This window comes from Streptomyces griseorubiginosus, from assembly GCF_001514195.1.
GTDB lineage: Bacteria > Actinomycetota > Actinomycetes > Streptomycetales > Streptomycetaceae > Streptomyces > Streptomyces griseorubiginosus.
In genome coordinates this window covers 41124-56192 of sequence record NZ_KQ948752.1, presented here as the reverse complement: position 1 = coordinate 56192, position 15069 = coordinate 41124, and the positions used below count along the sequence as shown (strand labels likewise).

Genomic DNA, 15069 nt, shown 5'->3' with positions numbered 1-15069 from the left:
CCCGTACCTCAGCGCCTCGGCTCCCAGCGGAACCACCGTCCCACAGCAAACACCGCGAGCACGGTCCAGGCCAGTGCCGTCCCGAGGGCGCCGAAGGCCTCGTACACCGAGAGCGTGCCCGACCAGCCGCCGCGGATCAGGGTGATCACGGGGGAGAGCGGCAGCAGCTCGCACACCGACGCGAGCCGGTCCGGCAGCATCTCCAGCGGGACGGTGACGCCCGAGACGCTCATCGAGGCCAGGACGAACGGCAGGGTGGTGACCTGCGCGCTCTCCACGGTCCGGGTCACCGTCGCCGTCACGGCCGCGAGGGCCGCGCACATCACCAGGCCCATCAGCAGCCCCAGGACGGCGAACTGGGGTGCACGCGGCGCGGGCAGGTCGAGCAGCACCGCGCTTCCCGCCGCCACCACCAGGGACTGGACCACCGCGGTCGCGCCGATCGGCAGCGCGGTCCCGCACAGGATCTCGGCGTCCCGCGGCTCCCCCGTGCGCAGCCGCTTCAGCACCAGCTCCTCGCGCCGGGTGGTGTAGATCGCGGTGAGAGCGCTGTAGACCCCGAACAGCAGGGAGAAGCCGATCGCGGCGGGCAGCAGTACGAGCCCGACGCTCAGCCCTTCCTTCTGGACGTCCATGTCGTCCACCACGGACCGCAGCGTGAACGGCAGCGCGAGCGGCACGAGAACGGCCGTCAGAAGCGTGGCCCTGCTGCGCCCGAGCAGCGTGAACTCGGCCCGGGCGAGAGCGCCGAGCCGCTCGGCGGGAGTGGTGAGGGCGCCCACGCGGCGACCGCCTCGCGCGATGGAGGCGCTCATGCCGCGATCCCCGCTCATGCCGCCATCAGCACTCACGCCGCGATCCGCGCTCACGCCGCCACCTCCCCCGCGATCCGCGCTCACGCCGCCACCCCCTCACGCGCCGCGATCCCAAGGAACGCCTCCTCCAGCGACGCCGACCGCACGTCGAGCCGGCGCAGCTCGACCCCCGCCCGTTCGGCCCAGGTCAGCAGCCCGGTGGCCGCCCGCTGGAGTTCGTGCGTCCGCAGCCGTACGACCCGTCCGTCGACCTCGTGCCCGGACACGCCGAGGTCCCCGAGCGGCGGCAGATCCCCCACGAACCAGCCCTCCGGCAGCTCGAACGAGATCCGCGACGGCTGTGCGGCGGTCACCTCGTCCGGTGTCCCCTCGGCCGCGACCCGTCCCTCGTGCAGGATCGCCAGCCGGTCGGCGAGACCCTCGGCCTCCTCCAGGTAGTGCGTGGTGAGCAGCACGGTCGTGCCGCCCTCCCGCAGCGCCCGCACCAACTCCCAGGTGTCCCGGCGCCCTTCGGCGTCGAGCCCGGTCGTCGGCTCGTCGAGGAACAGCACCTCGGGGTCGCCGAGCAGCGCGAGCGCCAGGTCGAGGCGCCGCCGCTCCCCTCCGGACAGCTGCTTGACGCGTACGCCGGTCCGCCGGGCGAGCCCGACCAGTTCCAGCACCTCCAGCGGCGGCCGGGCCCCGCTCACGCAGCCCGCCCACATCCGCGCGGTCTCGCCCACGGTCAGCTCGGAGGGAAAGCCGCCCTCCTGGAGCATCACGCCGGTGCGGGGCCGTACGACGGCCCGGTCGGTGTGGGGATCGTGGCCGAGGACGCGGATGCGCCCCTCGGTCGGTCGGGCGAGCCCCTCCAGCAGTTCGACGGTGGACGTCTTGCCGGCGCCGTTGGTGCCGAGCAGGGCGAAGATCTCTCCCCGTGCCACGGAGAAACTGATTCCGCGCACGGCCTCGAACCCGCCCCCGTACACACGCCGCAGGTCGGTGACCTCAATCACGTGTTCGTCGGTGTTCATGAACCCAGCGTCCCGGCGGACGGGAGGCGACAGCAGTGCGCGCTGTCACCACTCCGTGTGACAAATGTCAGACGGTCGAGGGCAAGAAAAAACCCCGGTCCTGGGGACCGGGGTCTTCACTCAAGAGCGAACGACGAGGTTCGAACTCGCGACCTCAACCTTGGCAAGGTTGCGCTCTACCAACTGAGCTACGTTCGCATTGCCTCCGACCGGCTCTCACCGATCGGCGCGAGCACCATCCTACCTGATCCTCCCCCAGAGGGGGTGCCCCCAGGGACCGGGACCGGTGGTGCAGAGCGGGTGACAGGAATTGCACACTGCGCCTTCCTCCTGGAAGGAGGATGTTCTACTACTGAACTACACCCGCATGTACTCCGTGAGCTGGGCCTTTCGGCCTCGCCCCTCGGCGTGCTCCAGACTCTAGCTGACCAGGTGGGGTGCAACGCAAGTCGGTTGTCCCGAGGGGCGGGTGACCCGGCGTCGACCGGGAGCTACTGCGCCTCGGCGAACGCCTCGTAGACCTTCTTGGGGATGCGTCCGCGGGCGGGGACGTCCATCTTGTTGGCCTGGGCCCAGGCCCGGACCGCCGCCGGATCGGGAGCGACCTCGGTCTGCTTGTACGCCTTGCCCGACCTGGACCGCTTGCGGCCGGCCTCCACGTAGGGCTCGAGTGCCTCACGCAGTTTCTTGGCATTGGTTTGATTCAGGTCGATCTCGTACGACTTGCCGTCGAGTCCGAAGGCGATCGTTTCCGCCGCTTCCGAGCCGTCGATGTCGTCAAAGAGAGTGACCACGACCTTCTGCGCCACGAATATCGGTCCCTTCGTACGGCACGTCATCAATTCATTTGTACCGTGCCAGACAATGCATTGTGAAGCTCGACTAAATCCTTCCGCGTGTCCGAGCGCAATAGGTATCGGGTGTCGATCTGAGATCTTTCCCGGAAATTTTCGTGAACGCTCGAGCGGCAGGCGGCCCGTGATGGCCGTCACGTAGATTCCTACAACTCAACGCGCGTAGAAATTTTGTGCGGGTAGTCTGAAGGAACCTGCTCAGCACCACACCACCGGGAGTGCCAGTGGCACGCGTCGTAGTCGACGTCATGCTCAAGCCGGAGATCCTCGACCCCCAGGGCCAGGCGGTCCAGCGCGCACTGCCGCGACTGGGTTTCGACGGCATCTCCGACGTACGTCAGGGAAAGCGATTCGAACTGGAAGTTGAGGGTCCGGTCGACGAGGCCGCGCTGGCCCGCATCCATGATCTTGCGGAATCCTTCCTCGCCAACACCGTGATCGAGGACTTCACCGTGAAGATCGAGGAAGTCGCGGAGGCCGTGAAGTGACCGCTCGTATTGGCGTCGTCACTTTCCCCGGCAGCCTCGACGACCGGGACACCCAGCGCGCGATCCGTCTCGCGGGTGCCGAACCGGTCGCCCTGTGGCACAAGGACAAGGACCTCCACCAGGTCGACGCGGTCGTGCTCCCCGGTGGATTCTCCTACGGCGACTATCTGCGGGCCGGCGCCATCTCCCGCTTCTCGCCCGTGATGGAGACGGTCATCGAGCAGGCGAAGGCCGGCCTCCCGGTCCTCGGCATCTGCAACGGCTTCCAGATCCTCACCGAGGCCCACCTGCTCCCCGGTGGGATGCTCGGCAACGACCACCTCCACTTCATCTGCCGCGACCAGAAGCTGCGGGTGGAGAACGCGGACACCGCCTGGACCGTCGACTACGCGTCCGGCCAGGAGATCCACATCCCGCTGAAGAACATGGACGGCCGGTACGTCGCCGACGAGTACACGCTGGACAAGCTGGAGGCCGAGGGGCGGGTCGTCTTCCGCTACCTGGACTTCAACCCCAACGGCTCGCTCCGTGACATCGCCGGCATCACCAACGAGGCCGGGAACGTCGTAGGCCTCATGCCGCACCCCGAGCACGCCACCGAGCCGCTGATCGGGACGGGCCGCACCGACGGTCTCCCCTTCTTCACCTCGATCCTCAAGAAGCTGGTCAACGCATGAGCCGGACGCCTCTGGACACGGTCGAGCACGCGGCCGCGACCCCCGACGTCGAGCTGCCCTGGGCCGAACTGGGCCTGAAGAAGGACGAGTACGAGCGGGTCGTGGAGATCCTCGGCCGCCGGCCCACCGGTGCCGAGCTCGCCATGTACTCGGTCATGTGGTCCGAGCACTGCTCGTACAAGTCCTCGAAGGTGCACCTGCGCCAGTTCGGCGAGAAGGCGCCGCAGAGCGATGCGCTTCTCGTCGGTATCGGTGAGAACGCGGGCGTCGTGGACGTCGGCCAGGGCTACGCGGTCACCTTCAAGGTCGAGTCGCACAACCACCCCTCGTACGTCGAGCCCTACCAGGGCGCGGCCACCGGCGTGGGCGGCATCGTGCGCGACATCATCGCGATGGGTGCCAGGCCGGTCGCCGTCGTGGACCCGCTGCGTTTCGGCGCCGCCGACCACCCCGACACCAAGCGCGTGCTGCCGGGTGTCGTCGCCGGCATCGGCGGCTACGGCAACTGCCTGGGCCTGCCCAACATCGGCGGCGAGGTCGTCTTCGACGCCTGCTACCAGGGCAACCCGCTGGTCAACGCCGGTGCCATCGGTGTGATGCGGCACGAGGACATCCACCTCGCGAAGGCGTCCGGCGCCGGCAACAAGGTCATCCTGTACGGGGCCCGCACCGGCGGCGACGGCATCGGCGGCGCCTCGATCCTGGCCTCCGAGACCTTCGACGACGCCAAGCCCTCGAAGCGCCCGGCCGTCCAGGTCGGCGACCCCTTCCAGGAGAAGCTCCTCATCGAGTGCACCCTGGAGGCCTTCAAGGAGAAGCTGGTCGTCGGCATCCAGGACCTCGGCGCGGCCGGTCTGTCCTGCGCCACCTCCGAGCTCGCCTCCAACGGCTCCGGCGGCATGCGCGTGACCCTGGACGACGTACCCCTGCGCGACTCGACGCTCTCGCCCGAGGAAATCCTCATGAGCGAGTCGCAGGAACGCATGTGCGCGGTCGTGGAGCCGGAGAAGGTCGACCGGTTCCTGGAGATCTGCGACAAGTGGGACGTCATCGCCACCGTCATCGGTGAGGTCACCGACGGCGACCGCCTGGAGATCTACTGGCACGGCGGCAAGATCGTCGACGTCGACCCGCGCACGGTCGCCCACGACGGCCCGGTCTACGAGCGTCCGTACGCCCGCCCGTCCTGGCAGGACGAGCTCCAGGCCGACGACGCCAACAAGCTGCCCCGGCCCGGGACTTCGGAAGAGCTCAAGCAGCAGGTCCTCCAGCTGGTGAGCTCCCCCAACCAGGCCTCCAAGAAGTGGATCACCTCGCAGTACGACCACTTCGTGCAGGGCAACACGGTCCTCGCCCAGCCCGAGGACTCCGGCATGATCCGCATCGACGAGGAGACCGGCCTCGGCGTCGCCATCGCGACCGACGGCAACGGCCGGTACGCCAAGCTGGACCCGTACGCGGGCGCCCAGCTGGCGCTCTCCGAGGCGTACCGCAATGTCGCCACCACGGGTGCCAAGCCGCTCGCGGTGTCGGACTGCCTGAACTTCGGCTCGCCCGAGGACCCGGCCGTCATGTGGCAGTTCGCGGAGGCCATCCGCGGTCTCGCCGACGCCTGCCAGCAGCTCGGCACCCCGGTGACCGGCGGCAACGTCTCGCTCTACAACCAGACGGGCGAGGCGGCCATCCACCCGACCCCGGTCGTGGCCGTCCTCGGCGTCATCGACGACGTGGCCCGCCGCACCCCGGTCGCGTTCCAGGAGGAGGGCCAGCTGCTGTACCTCCTCGGCGACACCCGCGAGGAGTTCGGCGGCTCGGCCTGGTCCCAGGTCGTCCACGACCACCTCGGCGGCCTGCCGCCCAAGGTCGACCTGGAGCGCGAGCGCCTGCTGGCCGAGATCCTGATCTCCGCCTCCCGGGACGGCATGATCGACTCCGCCCACGACCTCTCCGACGGCGGTCTGATCCAGGCGGTCGTGGAGTCGGCGCTGCTCGGCGGCAAGGGCGCGCGTCTGGTCGTACCGGACGGGCTCGACGCGTGCACGTTCCTGTTCTCGGAGTCGGCGGGCCGTGCCGTGGTGGCGGTCCCGCGCTCCGAGGAGCTCCGCTTCAACGACATGTGCGGCGCCCGGGGCCTGCCCGTCACCCGCATCGGTGTCGTGGACGGCGACTCGGTCGAGCTCCAGGGCGAGTTCGAGCTGTCGCTGGAGGAGCTGCGGACGGCTCACGAGGAGACCATCCCGGCACTGCTCAAGTAGTCGGCAGTCGTACGACCCGGAAGGCCCCGCCCGTCACCCCGACGGGCGGGGCCTTCGCCATGCCGGGACCGGCTGACGTCCGTCGCGACGATCACCCTCCCCCGCCGCCGTCCGCCAGGACTAGGCTCTCCGTCATGCCCACGGCCAGGAAGCGCGCCCGCACCTACGACCCCGTCAAGATCCGCAAGGCGGTGGAGGCCCAGCTCGGACACGTACGGGCGGCCGTACGCACCCTGACCCCCGAGCAACTGGCGCTCCCCACGCGGCTGGGCGAGTGGACCGTACGGGAACTGGTCGCGCACATCGGGATGGCGGTCACGGCCGTGCACCGCAGCCTTGAGCGGCCCGCGCCCCCGCGGCAGGACGCCACGCTCCTCGACTGGCCCTTCGTCACCTCCGCCAGTTCCGCGGCCATCGACGACTTCACCCGGGGCGTCGCCGAACGGCACCCCGACCTCGACGCCCACCTCGGCGACGTCGAGCGGACCCTGACCGAGCTGCTGGACACGCACCCCGGCAGCCGGCTCCTGGAGACCAACGTCGGCGCGCTGCCCCTCGCCGACTACCTGGTCACCCGGACCGTCGAACTCGTCGTCCACACCGACGACCTGAACGCCGCCGTGCCCGGCCTGGACATCCCGTACGACCGCCAGGCCCTGGCCGCCTGCACCCGGCTTCTCGCCGACGCCCTCGCCGTGAAGGCGCCCGGCGGTTCGACCGAGGTGCGGGTGCCGCCGTACGCCGTCGTGCAGTGCGTCGAGGGGCCGAGGCACACCCGGGGCACCCCGCCGAACGTGGTCGAGACCGACCCGCTGACCTGGCTCCGGCTGGCCACCGGACGGCTCACCTGGCAGGAGGCGATCGCGGAGGCCAAGGTCAGTGCGAGCGGGGAGCGGGCGGACCTGGGCGGACTGCTGCCGTTGATGGCCTGATTCGACAGGTGGGGGACCGAACCCTTCGCGGGGCTCGTGCGTCCAAGAGGCATGAAGCGGACGACACGTGTGAAATGCGCCGCCCTGGCCGCCGTCGGCACCACCCTGCTGACGGCCGCGTGCGGCACGCAGTCCGGCGCCGGGAGCGACGGGGTCACCGACCGCGGGAAGGCGTCCCGGCCGGCCGGTGTCGCGGACGTCGACTGGTTGCCGCAGAAGGTGACGGTGAAGGGCAAGGACTATGTCCTGCCGAAGGACGCCAAGACCGTCCGGGAGGCCCGCATCGTCTTCAAGTCCGACCCCGGTGCCTCCCATGAGGACGGCGGCCGTTCCGGCGGCTCGGTCGGCTGCAACAGCATCGGTGCCGACGCCGAGATCGTCGGCGACACCGTGCGGATCACCGACCTGATCCAGACGCTGATCGGCTGCCCCGACCCGCTCGGCACGTTCGAGGCCAAGTTCGTCGAGGTCTTCCAGGGCACCCACAAGGCCAAGGTCACGGCACGGAACGGCGTCAGCACCCTGACCCTGACCACCCCCAGCGGCGACAGCATCACCTTCCGCGAGAAGAAGCCCCCGGCCCTCAAGGGCACCCGCTGGTCCCTGGGCGAGAACGCCCACCTCACCCTCACCAAGGACGACACCGTCACCGGCAGTCTCGGCTGCAACACCTTCCACGGCAAAGCCGTCGTCAAGGACGGCACCATCGACTTCGGGCCCCTCGCGACCACGCGCATGATGTGTTCGGGCCCGGTGATGAAGGCCGAGCGTGAACTCACCGGGATCCTCTCCGGCACGGTGTCCTACCAGCAGGAACGGCATTCTCTGAAGATCACGAACCCGTCCGGTGGGAGCGTTACGGCCCGCGCGGAGTAAGAAAGCCCACTCTCCACGAATTCGGACCAGTGGTCGATCTCGCCTACACTCGGAGCCGTGCCACGTGGTGACGGTCGACTCAGTCATGATCTGCTCCCCGGCGAGAAGGGCCCCCAGGACGCTTGCGGCGTCTTCGGGGTCTGGGCTCCCGGTGAAGAGGTCGCCAAGCTCACTTACTTCGGGCTCTACGCCCTCCAGCATCGGGGCCAGGAATCCGCGGGTATCGCGGTCAGCAACGGCTCCCAGATCCTCGTCTTCAAGGACATGGGCCTGGTGTCCCAGGTCTTCGACGAGACCTCGCTCGGTTCGCTCCAGGGTCACATCGCGGTCGGTCACGCCCGCTACTCGACCACCGGCGCCTCCGTGTGGGAGAACGCCCAGCCGACGTTCCGCGCCACCGCGCACGGTTCGATCGCGCTCGGCCACAACGGCAACCTGGTCAACACGGCGCAGCTCGCCGAGATGGTCGCCGACCTCCCGAAGAAGGAGGGCGGCCGCACCCCGCGCGTCGCGGCCACCAACGACACCGACCTCCTCACGGCCCTGCTCGCCGCGCAGGAGGACGAGGACGGCAAGCCGCTGACCATCGAGGAGGCGGCCCACTCGGTCCTCCCGAAGGTGCGGGGCGCGTTCTCGCTCGTCTTCATGGACGAACACACCCTCTACGCCGCCCGCGACCCGCAGGGCATCCGCCCGCTGGTCCTCGGCCGGCTGGAGCGCGGCTGGGTCGTCGCCTCCGAGTCCGCCGCCCTCGACATCTGCGGCGCCAGCTACGTCCGCGAGATCGAGCCGGGCGAGTTCGTCGCCATCGACGAGAACGGTCTGCGCACCTCCCGATTCGCGGAAGCGAAGCCCAAGGGCTGTGTCTTCGAGTACGTCTATCTGGCGCGCCCCGACACCGACATCGCCGGCCGGAACGTGTACCTCTCCCGTGTGGAGATGGGCCGCAAGCTCGCCAAGGAAGCGCCCGTCGAGGCCGATCTGGTCATAGCGACCCCGGAGTCGGGCACCCCGGCCGCGATCGGCTACGCGGAGGCCTCCGGCATCCCCTTCGGTGCCGGCCTGGTGAAGAACGCCTATGTCGGCCGTACGTTCATCCAGCCCTCGCAGACCATTCGCCAGCTCGGCATCCGCCTGAAGCTGAACCCGCTCAAGGAAGTCATCAAGGGCAAGCGGCTGGTCGTCGTCGACGACTCGATCGTGCGCGGCAACACCCAGCGCGCCCTGGTCCGCATGCTCCGCGAGGCGGGCGCCGCCGAGGTCCACATCCGGATCTCCTCGCCGCCCGTGAAGTGGCCCTGCTTCTTCGGCATCGACTTCGCCACCCGCGCCGAGCTCATCGCCAACGGCATGACGATCGACGAGATCGGCACCAGCCTGGGCGCCGACTCCCTCGCCTACATCTCCATCGACGGCATGATCGAGGCGACCACCATCGCCAAGCCGAACCTCTGCCGCGCCTGCTTCGACGGCGAGTACCCGATGGAGCTTCCGGACCCCGAGCTGCTCGGCAAGCAGCTCCTGGAGACCGAGCTGGCCGCAGGGCCCGCCGCCACGGCCGCGGCCGACGCGATCCGTCGCCCGTAGGCAGCCCGTCCCACCTGCAGTACGACACGAAGGTTCTCACTAGCCATGTCTGAGACAACTGGTGCCAGCTACGCAGCCGCGGGCGTCGACATCGAGGCGGGCGACCGCGCCGTAGAACTGATGAAGGAGTGGGTGAAGAAGACCCAGCGCCCCGAGGTCCTCGGCGGCCTCGGCGGTTTCGCCGGACTCTTCGACGCCTCCGCCCTCAAGCGCTACGAGCGCCCCCTGCTCGCCTCCGCCACCGACGGCGTGGGCACCAAGGTCGACATCGCGCGCCAGCTGGGCGTCTACGACACCATCGGCCACGACCTGGTCGCGATGGTCATGGACGACATCGTGGTGTGCGGGGCCGAGCCGCTGTTCATGACCGACTACATCTGCGTCGGCAAGGTCCACCCCGAGCGGGTCGCCGCGATCGTCAAGGGCATCGCCGAGGGCTGTGTGCTCGCCGGCTGCGCCCTGGTGGGCGGCGAGACGGCCGAACACCCCGGACTGCTGGGCCCGGACGACTTCGACGTCGCCGGCGCCGGTACGGGCGTCGTGGAGGCCGACCGGCTGCTCGGCGCGGATCGCATCCGTAAGGGTGACGCGGTGATCGCCATGGCGGCCTCCGGTCTTCACTCGAACGGGTACTCGCTTGTCCGGCATGTGCTCCTGAACGAGGCGGGCCTCGCCCTGGACGCCCGGATCGACGAGCTGGGCCGCACCCTCGGCGAGGAGCTCCTGGAGCCGACCAAGATCTACTCCCTGGACTGTCTGGCCCTGATCAGCACGGCCGAGGTGCACGCCTTCTCGCACGTCACCGGTGGTGGCCTCGCCGCCAACCTGGCCCGGGTGATCCCCGACGACCTGCACGCGATCGTCGACCGCACCACCTGGACCCCGGACCCGATCTTCGACCTGGTCGGCAGGACGGGTCAGGTCGAGCGCCTGGAGCTGGAGAAGACCCTGAACATGGGCGTCGGCATGATCGCGATCGTCCCCGAGGAGTCGGCGGACGTGGCGCTGGCCACCCTGGCCGACCGCGGGGTCGAGTCCTGGATCGCAGGTGAGATCACCGACCGGGGCGACAAGGCGACCGGCGCGGAGCTGGTGGGTGACTACAGCGCCTGACAGGCAGCGCAAAACCCGGTCCGGTGGTGTGGACCACTCGGACCGGGTCAAGCACAGCTAGAGCGTCAAGCGCCGCGGCGGTGTTGAGACGTGGGACCGGATTCGTCGTCCTCGTCCTCGTCGTCGTTGTAGAGATCCGCGTACTGGGCGTACGGGTCGTCTTCGTCGTCGTCGTCCTCGAACGGCTCGCCATTCGGCGGCTGGCTCGAAGTCGAAGCGCCCAGCTCATTGGCCAGACGCGACAGATCAGTCCCGCCGCTGCTGTACTTCAGCTGGCGGGCGACCTTCGTCTGCTTGGCCTTTGCCCGGCCGCGCCCCATGGCTCGACCCCCTCGGATACGGGGCTCGGTGGCCCCAGAGTCTTGACACGCGTTCATGATCTGGAACGGACTCTCCACAGAGAGTCCGGTCCGTAGGGCTTCCACGGTACCTGAGCCCACGCCCATACGGTACGTCGCCCGCAGCACGGGCCCGGCACCGGCACCCGCGGGGAGCCCCGTCCCCGCTGGTCAACCGCGATTTTAACCACTTCTTCGCGGCCGACCCGCCGACGAACGTGAGAGTTCTCTCTAAGTGTGCGCCGACGGGTACCGGTCAAACGTCAGCGGGCCCGGTTCATGACCGCGGTCATGAACCGTTCACGACCGCGTCAGGGCCGCCTCGTGCATCCGCTGCTCGGCGATCCGGTCGGCCGCGGCGGCCGGCGGAATCCCGTCTTCCTTCGCACGTGCGAAGATGGCGAGCGTGGTGTCGTAGATCTTCGCCGCCTTGGCCTTGCACCGCTCGAAGTCGAACCCGTGCAGTTCGTCGGCGACCTGGATGACCCCGCCGGCGTTCACCACGTAGTCCGGCGCGTAGAGGATCCCGCGGTCGGCGAGGTCCTTCTCGACGCCCGGGTGCGCGAGCTGGTTGTTGGCGGCGCCGCAGACGATCCGCGCGGTCAGCGCCGGCACGGTGTCGTCGTTCAGGGCACCGCCGAGCGCGCAGGGGGCGTAGATGTCGAGGCCCTCGGCGCGGATCAGGGTCGCGGTGTCGGCGACGGCCGTCACGCCCGTCGGATGGGCGGCGAGGATCCGCCCCACGGCCTCCTCGCGGACGTCCGTGATCACGACCTCGGCGCCCTCGTCGCGCAGGTGCGCGACCAGGTGGTGCCCCACCTTGCCGACGCCGGCGATGCCGACCTTGCGCCCGCGCAGGGACGGGTCGCCCCACAGGTGCGCGGCGCTGGCCCGCATGCCCTGGTAGACGCCGAAGGCGGTCAGGACGGAGGAGTCGCCGGCGCCGCCGTTCTCGGGGGAGCGGCCGGTCGTCCAGCGGCACTCCCGCGCGACGACGTCCATGTCGGCGACATAGGTGCCGACGTCGCAGGCGGTGACGTACCGGCCGCCGAGGGAGGCGACGAAGCGGCCGTAGGCGAGGAGCAGTTCCTCGCTCTTGTCGCGCTCCGGGTCCCCGATGATCACGGCCTTGCCACCGCCGTGGTCGAGTCCGGCCATGGCGTTCTTGTACGACATCCCGCGCGCGAGGTTCAGGGCGTCGGCGACGGCCTCCGCCTCGGTGGCGTACGGGTAGAAGCGGGTCCCGCCGAGTGCGGGGCCCAGCGCGGTGGAGTGGAGGGCGATGACGGCCTTGAGGCCGCTCCTGCGGTCCTGGCAGAGCACGACCTGCTCGTGGCCGCCCTGGTCCGAGTGGAACAGGGTGTGCAGCACATCGGCAGCGGCGCCGTTTACGTCGGTCACTGTGGTGACTCCTGGGTAAGTCTCGGCGATCGGTGCAGGCTTCCCGTACGGGTGGCGGGGGCCTGTGAGCACGAGATTAGAGCGTGTGACGCCCCGAGACCGTGCAGTGCTCAGGATCACCTTCCCGTGACTTGCGGGCGTGCGACGATTTGCATAGTTTTCCCGCGCGTTTGTGTGCGGGTTTCGCAGGTTTTCCCGGCAGGCGGCGGGGGAGAGAGCAGGCGTGCCCAAGGTGTCCTCGGTGATCGTCCCGTACGCGACCTATCTGCGCGTGTACGAACCACTGGCCGCCTTCCCCGAGCCGGAGCGCACCCACTGGGCCCGCTACGCCCGCCGCCAGGAGCGCCCGTCCTACCAGGACGAACTGCGTCGCTCGCTGGCGGATCTGCTGCCCACCCCGCCGGTCCCCGTGCCGGTGCACGAGAGCAGTGACGCGTTCGTGCTCGACGTGGACGGCGTGGTGTGCGTGTGCCCCTGGCGCACCCGGCTGCGCGGCTGGCTGGCGATGGAGGAGCTCGGCGAGGAGCTGCCGGGCCCCGTCCTGGACGCCGTGCTGCCCGCGGTCGTACGCCACCAGACGTCCCAGGACTACGAGCGCTGGCTGGCCCGGAACCCGGACGCCAGGCCGTGGATCCGTACGGCGACCTGGCAGGTGCCGCTGCACTGGTTCGTGCTGGTGGGCGACGAGGAGCGGCGCTTCGACAAGGGGTCCGGGGAGGTCCCGCCGATGCTGCGCTACCGCACGCCCATGGTGCAGGCCCGGCGGCGGGTGGCGCGGGCGCTGCGGGCCCTGAAGGACGGCGTCGACGAGGGGCCGCTCATCGACGGCCTGATCGATGTGGGGCGCTGGCTGGAGGAGTTCCACCCGCGTTCGCTGGTCGAGCTCGACTACGGCGGGCTGGTGCACGTGCTGCCGCCGGGCGAGCTGGAGGACGACCACTCGGCGGCCGACGTGGCCGAGGGCATCGAGGCGCTGAGGCTCGGTGACGGGGCGGCCGCGGGCGAGGCCTACGGGCGCCTTGTGGAGCGCTGGCGGGCGGTCAGGGACCGGCGCTCGGCGAACTGACGTTTGACGTGACGCCCTTTTTGGGGTTTCGTCCTCGCTCAAGGTGTCACGAGGTTTCGCTGATGTCCCATCAACAAGGGGCAAGCGTGACGGACCGCACGTATCCGGCTCTTGCGCCTCTTGCCCCTCCTCATGCCAAAATAGGACAAGGGGCCCGGGGGAGGTTCCGCTTTGGGGGGTCTGATGACTCCTGATCGCCTCTGTGACTGATCGTCACAGAGGCGTGACTGTCCGCTATGGCATGGTCCATCGGCTTCCGTCGCCGATGAACACCTGGGGGGCAATTCCATCGGTTTGGCCGACGAGGCTGGACGGATGGTGTAGTTGTAGTGCCGAGGACAAGCCGTTCGTCCTATAACCGACTCGACCCGCATCCGCCATTTCGGGCAACGCGGGTCAAGGTGCAGAATTTAGAGGAAAGAACCGAGAAGGTTCGGTTCTCCCGAGGAGGCCGCTCATGACCGCTCGCACCCCTGATGCCGAGCCGCTGCTGACCCCGGCTGAGGTCGCCACGATGTTCCGCGTGGACCCGAAGACGGTCACGCGGTGGGCGAAGGCCGGCAAGCTCACGTCGATCCGTACGCTCGGCGGACACCGCCGTTACCGCGAGGCTGAGGTCCGCGCTCTGCTCGCGGGTATTCCGCAGCAGCGCAGCGAGGCCTGAACAACTGAATAACCGGACAAACCGGCCTGCCCCCCAGCTGGCTGCGGCGTCCGAACCCTGGCTTCAAGCGACGCGGGTCCTGCCCCAACAGGGCCCATTCTCAACCCCGTCGTCGATCGCGCTGGACTCCGCCGAGTCCAGCGCGATCTTTTTTGTGCGCGCGCCAGGGGTGGTGGGAGCCGCTGTGAGTGGGCTTGTCGGAGTCTGGGGAGGGGTGTCGGATCTCCTGTGGAGCGGGCCCAGGGACAGGTCGGATCAGTAGTGCAATTGCACATATTAAATTGACCTGTTGTAGGGGAGGGGTAAGTTCCACCGTTTTAAAAACTCATGCGGTGACTCCCGTCACATGCCAGAGTCCTTGTTGCGGCTGGGACTTGTGCGCTAGAGGGGGCCGTGCCGTGTCGTGCCGTGTCGTGTCACGCCGGGGAGGGGGTCTCGTCCTCCCTCGGCTGCTCTTCCGGCTCCTCCGGGAGATCGGATGCTCGGGGCGCGGAATCCATCGCCAGGCGCAGGAGGCGGTGGCAGATCGGGCAGTGCCGGGTCAGATGCCGATACGACGACGCGGCGGACAGGTGTGCGCGGAGCAAGGCCCGCGTCTCGTGCCTGACCGATGCCGCCATACGCCACCTCCGGGCTCCGTCGGGAACGGGGGCCTGGTTTCTGGGTACCGGTGCTTTGAGGCGCCGTCAAGATGGCGTGGAGGGTGCCGAGCTCATCTCCGGCGCTGCGGTGACCGTCCTGGGGGCTGCCGCCCCCAGCCCCCCGCTTCGGCCCTGAACGGGCCTCGTCCTCAAACGCCGGACGGGCTGAGATGCCTGGACCGGCGTCCGAACAGCACCCTCCGTGTGACCATACGAAGAAGGCCCGCGCCCCGTTGCCGGGATGCGGGCCTTACTTCTTGTTGCGGTCCTGACGGGATTTGAACCCGCGGCCTCCACCTTGACAGGGTGGCGAGCACTCCAAACTGCTCCACAGGACCAGGTTTCGCGG

At 69.2% G+C, this 15069-nt stretch carries 15 protein-coding genes and 3 tRNA genes; 9 read left to right on the top strand and 9 right to left on the bottom strand.

From position 1 onward, the window contains the following. Positions 1-8: 8 nt before the first annotated feature. From AQJ54_RS42310 to AQJ54_RS42290, 5 genes are all read right to left on the bottom strand, one after another. Positions 9-815, bottom strand: coding sequence for an ABC transporter permease (locus AQJ54_RS42310; RefSeq protein ID WP_062246897.1), 807 nt, complete (start codon positions 813-815; stop codon positions 9-11). An 80-nt stretch (positions 816-895) separates the two neighbouring features. Next, positions 896-1828 (bottom strand): ABC transporter ATP-binding protein, encoded by a 933-nt coding sequence (locus AQJ54_RS42305; RefSeq protein WP_062246895.1) that lies wholly within the window; start codon positions 1826-1828, stop codon positions 896-898. A gap of 125 nt (positions 1829-1953) precedes the next feature. Continuing rightward, positions 1954-2026: transfer RNA gene (locus AQJ54_RS42300), tRNA-Gly, on the bottom strand. Between the two features lie 97 nt (positions 2027-2123). Then, positions 2124-2195: transfer RNA gene (locus tag AQJ54_RS42295), tRNA-Gly, on the bottom strand. A 124-nt stretch (positions 2196-2319) separates the two neighbouring features. Beyond that, positions 2320-2637, bottom strand: a complete 318-nt coding sequence (locus AQJ54_RS42290) for a histone-like nucleoid-structuring protein Lsr2 (RefSeq protein WP_062025391.1) — start codon at positions 2635-2637, stop codon at positions 2320-2322. Between the two features lie 269 nt (positions 2638-2906). Between AQJ54_RS42290 and purS the strand changes: the two genes are divergently transcribed. The 7 genes from purS (at position 2907) to purM (ending at position 10610) form a co-directional block, all read left to right on the top strand. Further along, positions 2907-3170, top strand: coding sequence for a phosphoribosylformylglycinamidine synthase subunit PurS (gene purS / locus AQJ54_RS42285; protein ID WP_062025389.1), 264 nt, complete (start codon positions 2907-2909; stop codon positions 3168-3170). Further along, positions 3167-3847 carry a phosphoribosylformylglycinamidine synthase subunit PurQ gene (gene purQ, locus AQJ54_RS42280; RefSeq protein ID WP_062025387.1) on the top strand — a complete coding sequence of 227 codons (681 nt, stop codon included), beginning with the start codon at positions 3167-3169 and terminating at the stop codon, positions 3845-3847. The genes purS and purQ overlap by 4 nt, the downstream gene beginning before the upstream one ends. After that, positions 3844-6102, top strand: coding sequence for a phosphoribosylformylglycinamidine synthase subunit PurL (gene purL / locus AQJ54_RS42275; RefSeq protein WP_062246893.1), 2259 nt, complete (start codon positions 3844-3846; stop codon positions 6100-6102). The genes purQ and purL overlap by 4 nt, the downstream gene beginning before the upstream one ends. A 134-nt stretch (positions 6103-6236) precedes the next feature. Then, entirely contained in the window at positions 6237-7034 is a 798-nt protein-coding gene (locus AQJ54_RS42270; protein WP_062246891.1) for a maleylpyruvate isomerase family mycothiol-dependent enzyme, read from the top strand. Between the two features lie 51 nt (positions 7035-7085). Further along, positions 7086-7910, top strand: coding sequence for an META domain-containing protein (locus AQJ54_RS42265; protein WP_062246889.1), 825 nt, complete (start codon positions 7086-7088; stop codon positions 7908-7910). A 57-nt stretch (positions 7911-7967) separates the two neighbouring features. Beyond that, positions 7968-9497, top strand: a complete 1530-nt coding sequence (gene purF / locus AQJ54_RS42260; RefSeq protein WP_030319192.1) for an amidophosphoribosyltransferase — start codon at positions 7968-7970, stop codon at positions 9495-9497. A 45-nt stretch (positions 9498-9542) separates the two neighbouring features. Beyond that, a complete protein-coding gene (gene purM / locus AQJ54_RS42255) occupies positions 9543-10610 on the top strand; it encodes a phosphoribosylformylglycinamidine cyclo-ligase (RefSeq protein WP_062246887.1) in 1068 nt (355 codons plus the stop codon). Positions 10611-10675: 65 nt separating this feature from the next. On the opposite strand, the gene AQJ54_RS42250 is transcribed toward purM, so the two are convergent. Together AQJ54_RS42250 and AQJ54_RS42245 are read right to left on the bottom strand one after the other, a co-directional pair. Continuing rightward, the gene (locus AQJ54_RS42250; RefSeq protein ID WP_030319187.1) at positions 10676-10930 is read right to left on the bottom strand and encodes a DUF3073 domain-containing protein; all 255 of its coding nucleotides are present in this window, start codon (positions 10928-10930) and stop codon (positions 10676-10678) included. Between the two features lie 318 nt (positions 10931-11248). Continuing rightward, entirely contained in the window at positions 11249-12349 is a 1101-nt protein-coding gene (locus tag AQJ54_RS42245) for a Leu/Phe/Val dehydrogenase (protein ID WP_062246885.1), read from the bottom strand. Positions 12350-12572: 223 nt separating this feature from the next. On the opposite strand from AQJ54_RS42245, the gene AQJ54_RS42240 reads away from it, so the two are divergent. Continuing rightward, positions 12573-13415, top strand: a complete 843-nt coding sequence (locus AQJ54_RS42240; RefSeq protein WP_062246884.1) for a DUF8083 family protein — start codon at positions 12573-12575, stop codon at positions 13413-13415. A 457-nt stretch (positions 13416-13872) separates the two neighbouring features. Next, on the top strand, positions 13873-14079 hold the full coding sequence (gene bldC, locus AQJ54_RS42235; RefSeq protein ID WP_003949541.1) for a developmental transcriptional regulator BldC: 207 nt from the start codon (positions 13873-13875) through the stop codon (positions 14077-14079). 416 nt (positions 14080-14495) lie between these two features. Here the strand turns inward: bldC and AQJ54_RS47315 are convergent, their stop codons facing one another. Next, positions 14496-14699, bottom strand: a complete 204-nt coding sequence (locus AQJ54_RS47315; RefSeq protein ID WP_062246882.1) for a DUF6274 family protein — start codon at positions 14697-14699, stop codon at positions 14496-14498. A gap of 284 nt (positions 14700-14983) precedes the next feature. Continuing rightward, positions 14984-15058, bottom strand: a tRNA-Asp gene (locus AQJ54_RS42225). Positions 15059-15069: the final 11 nt, after the last annotated feature.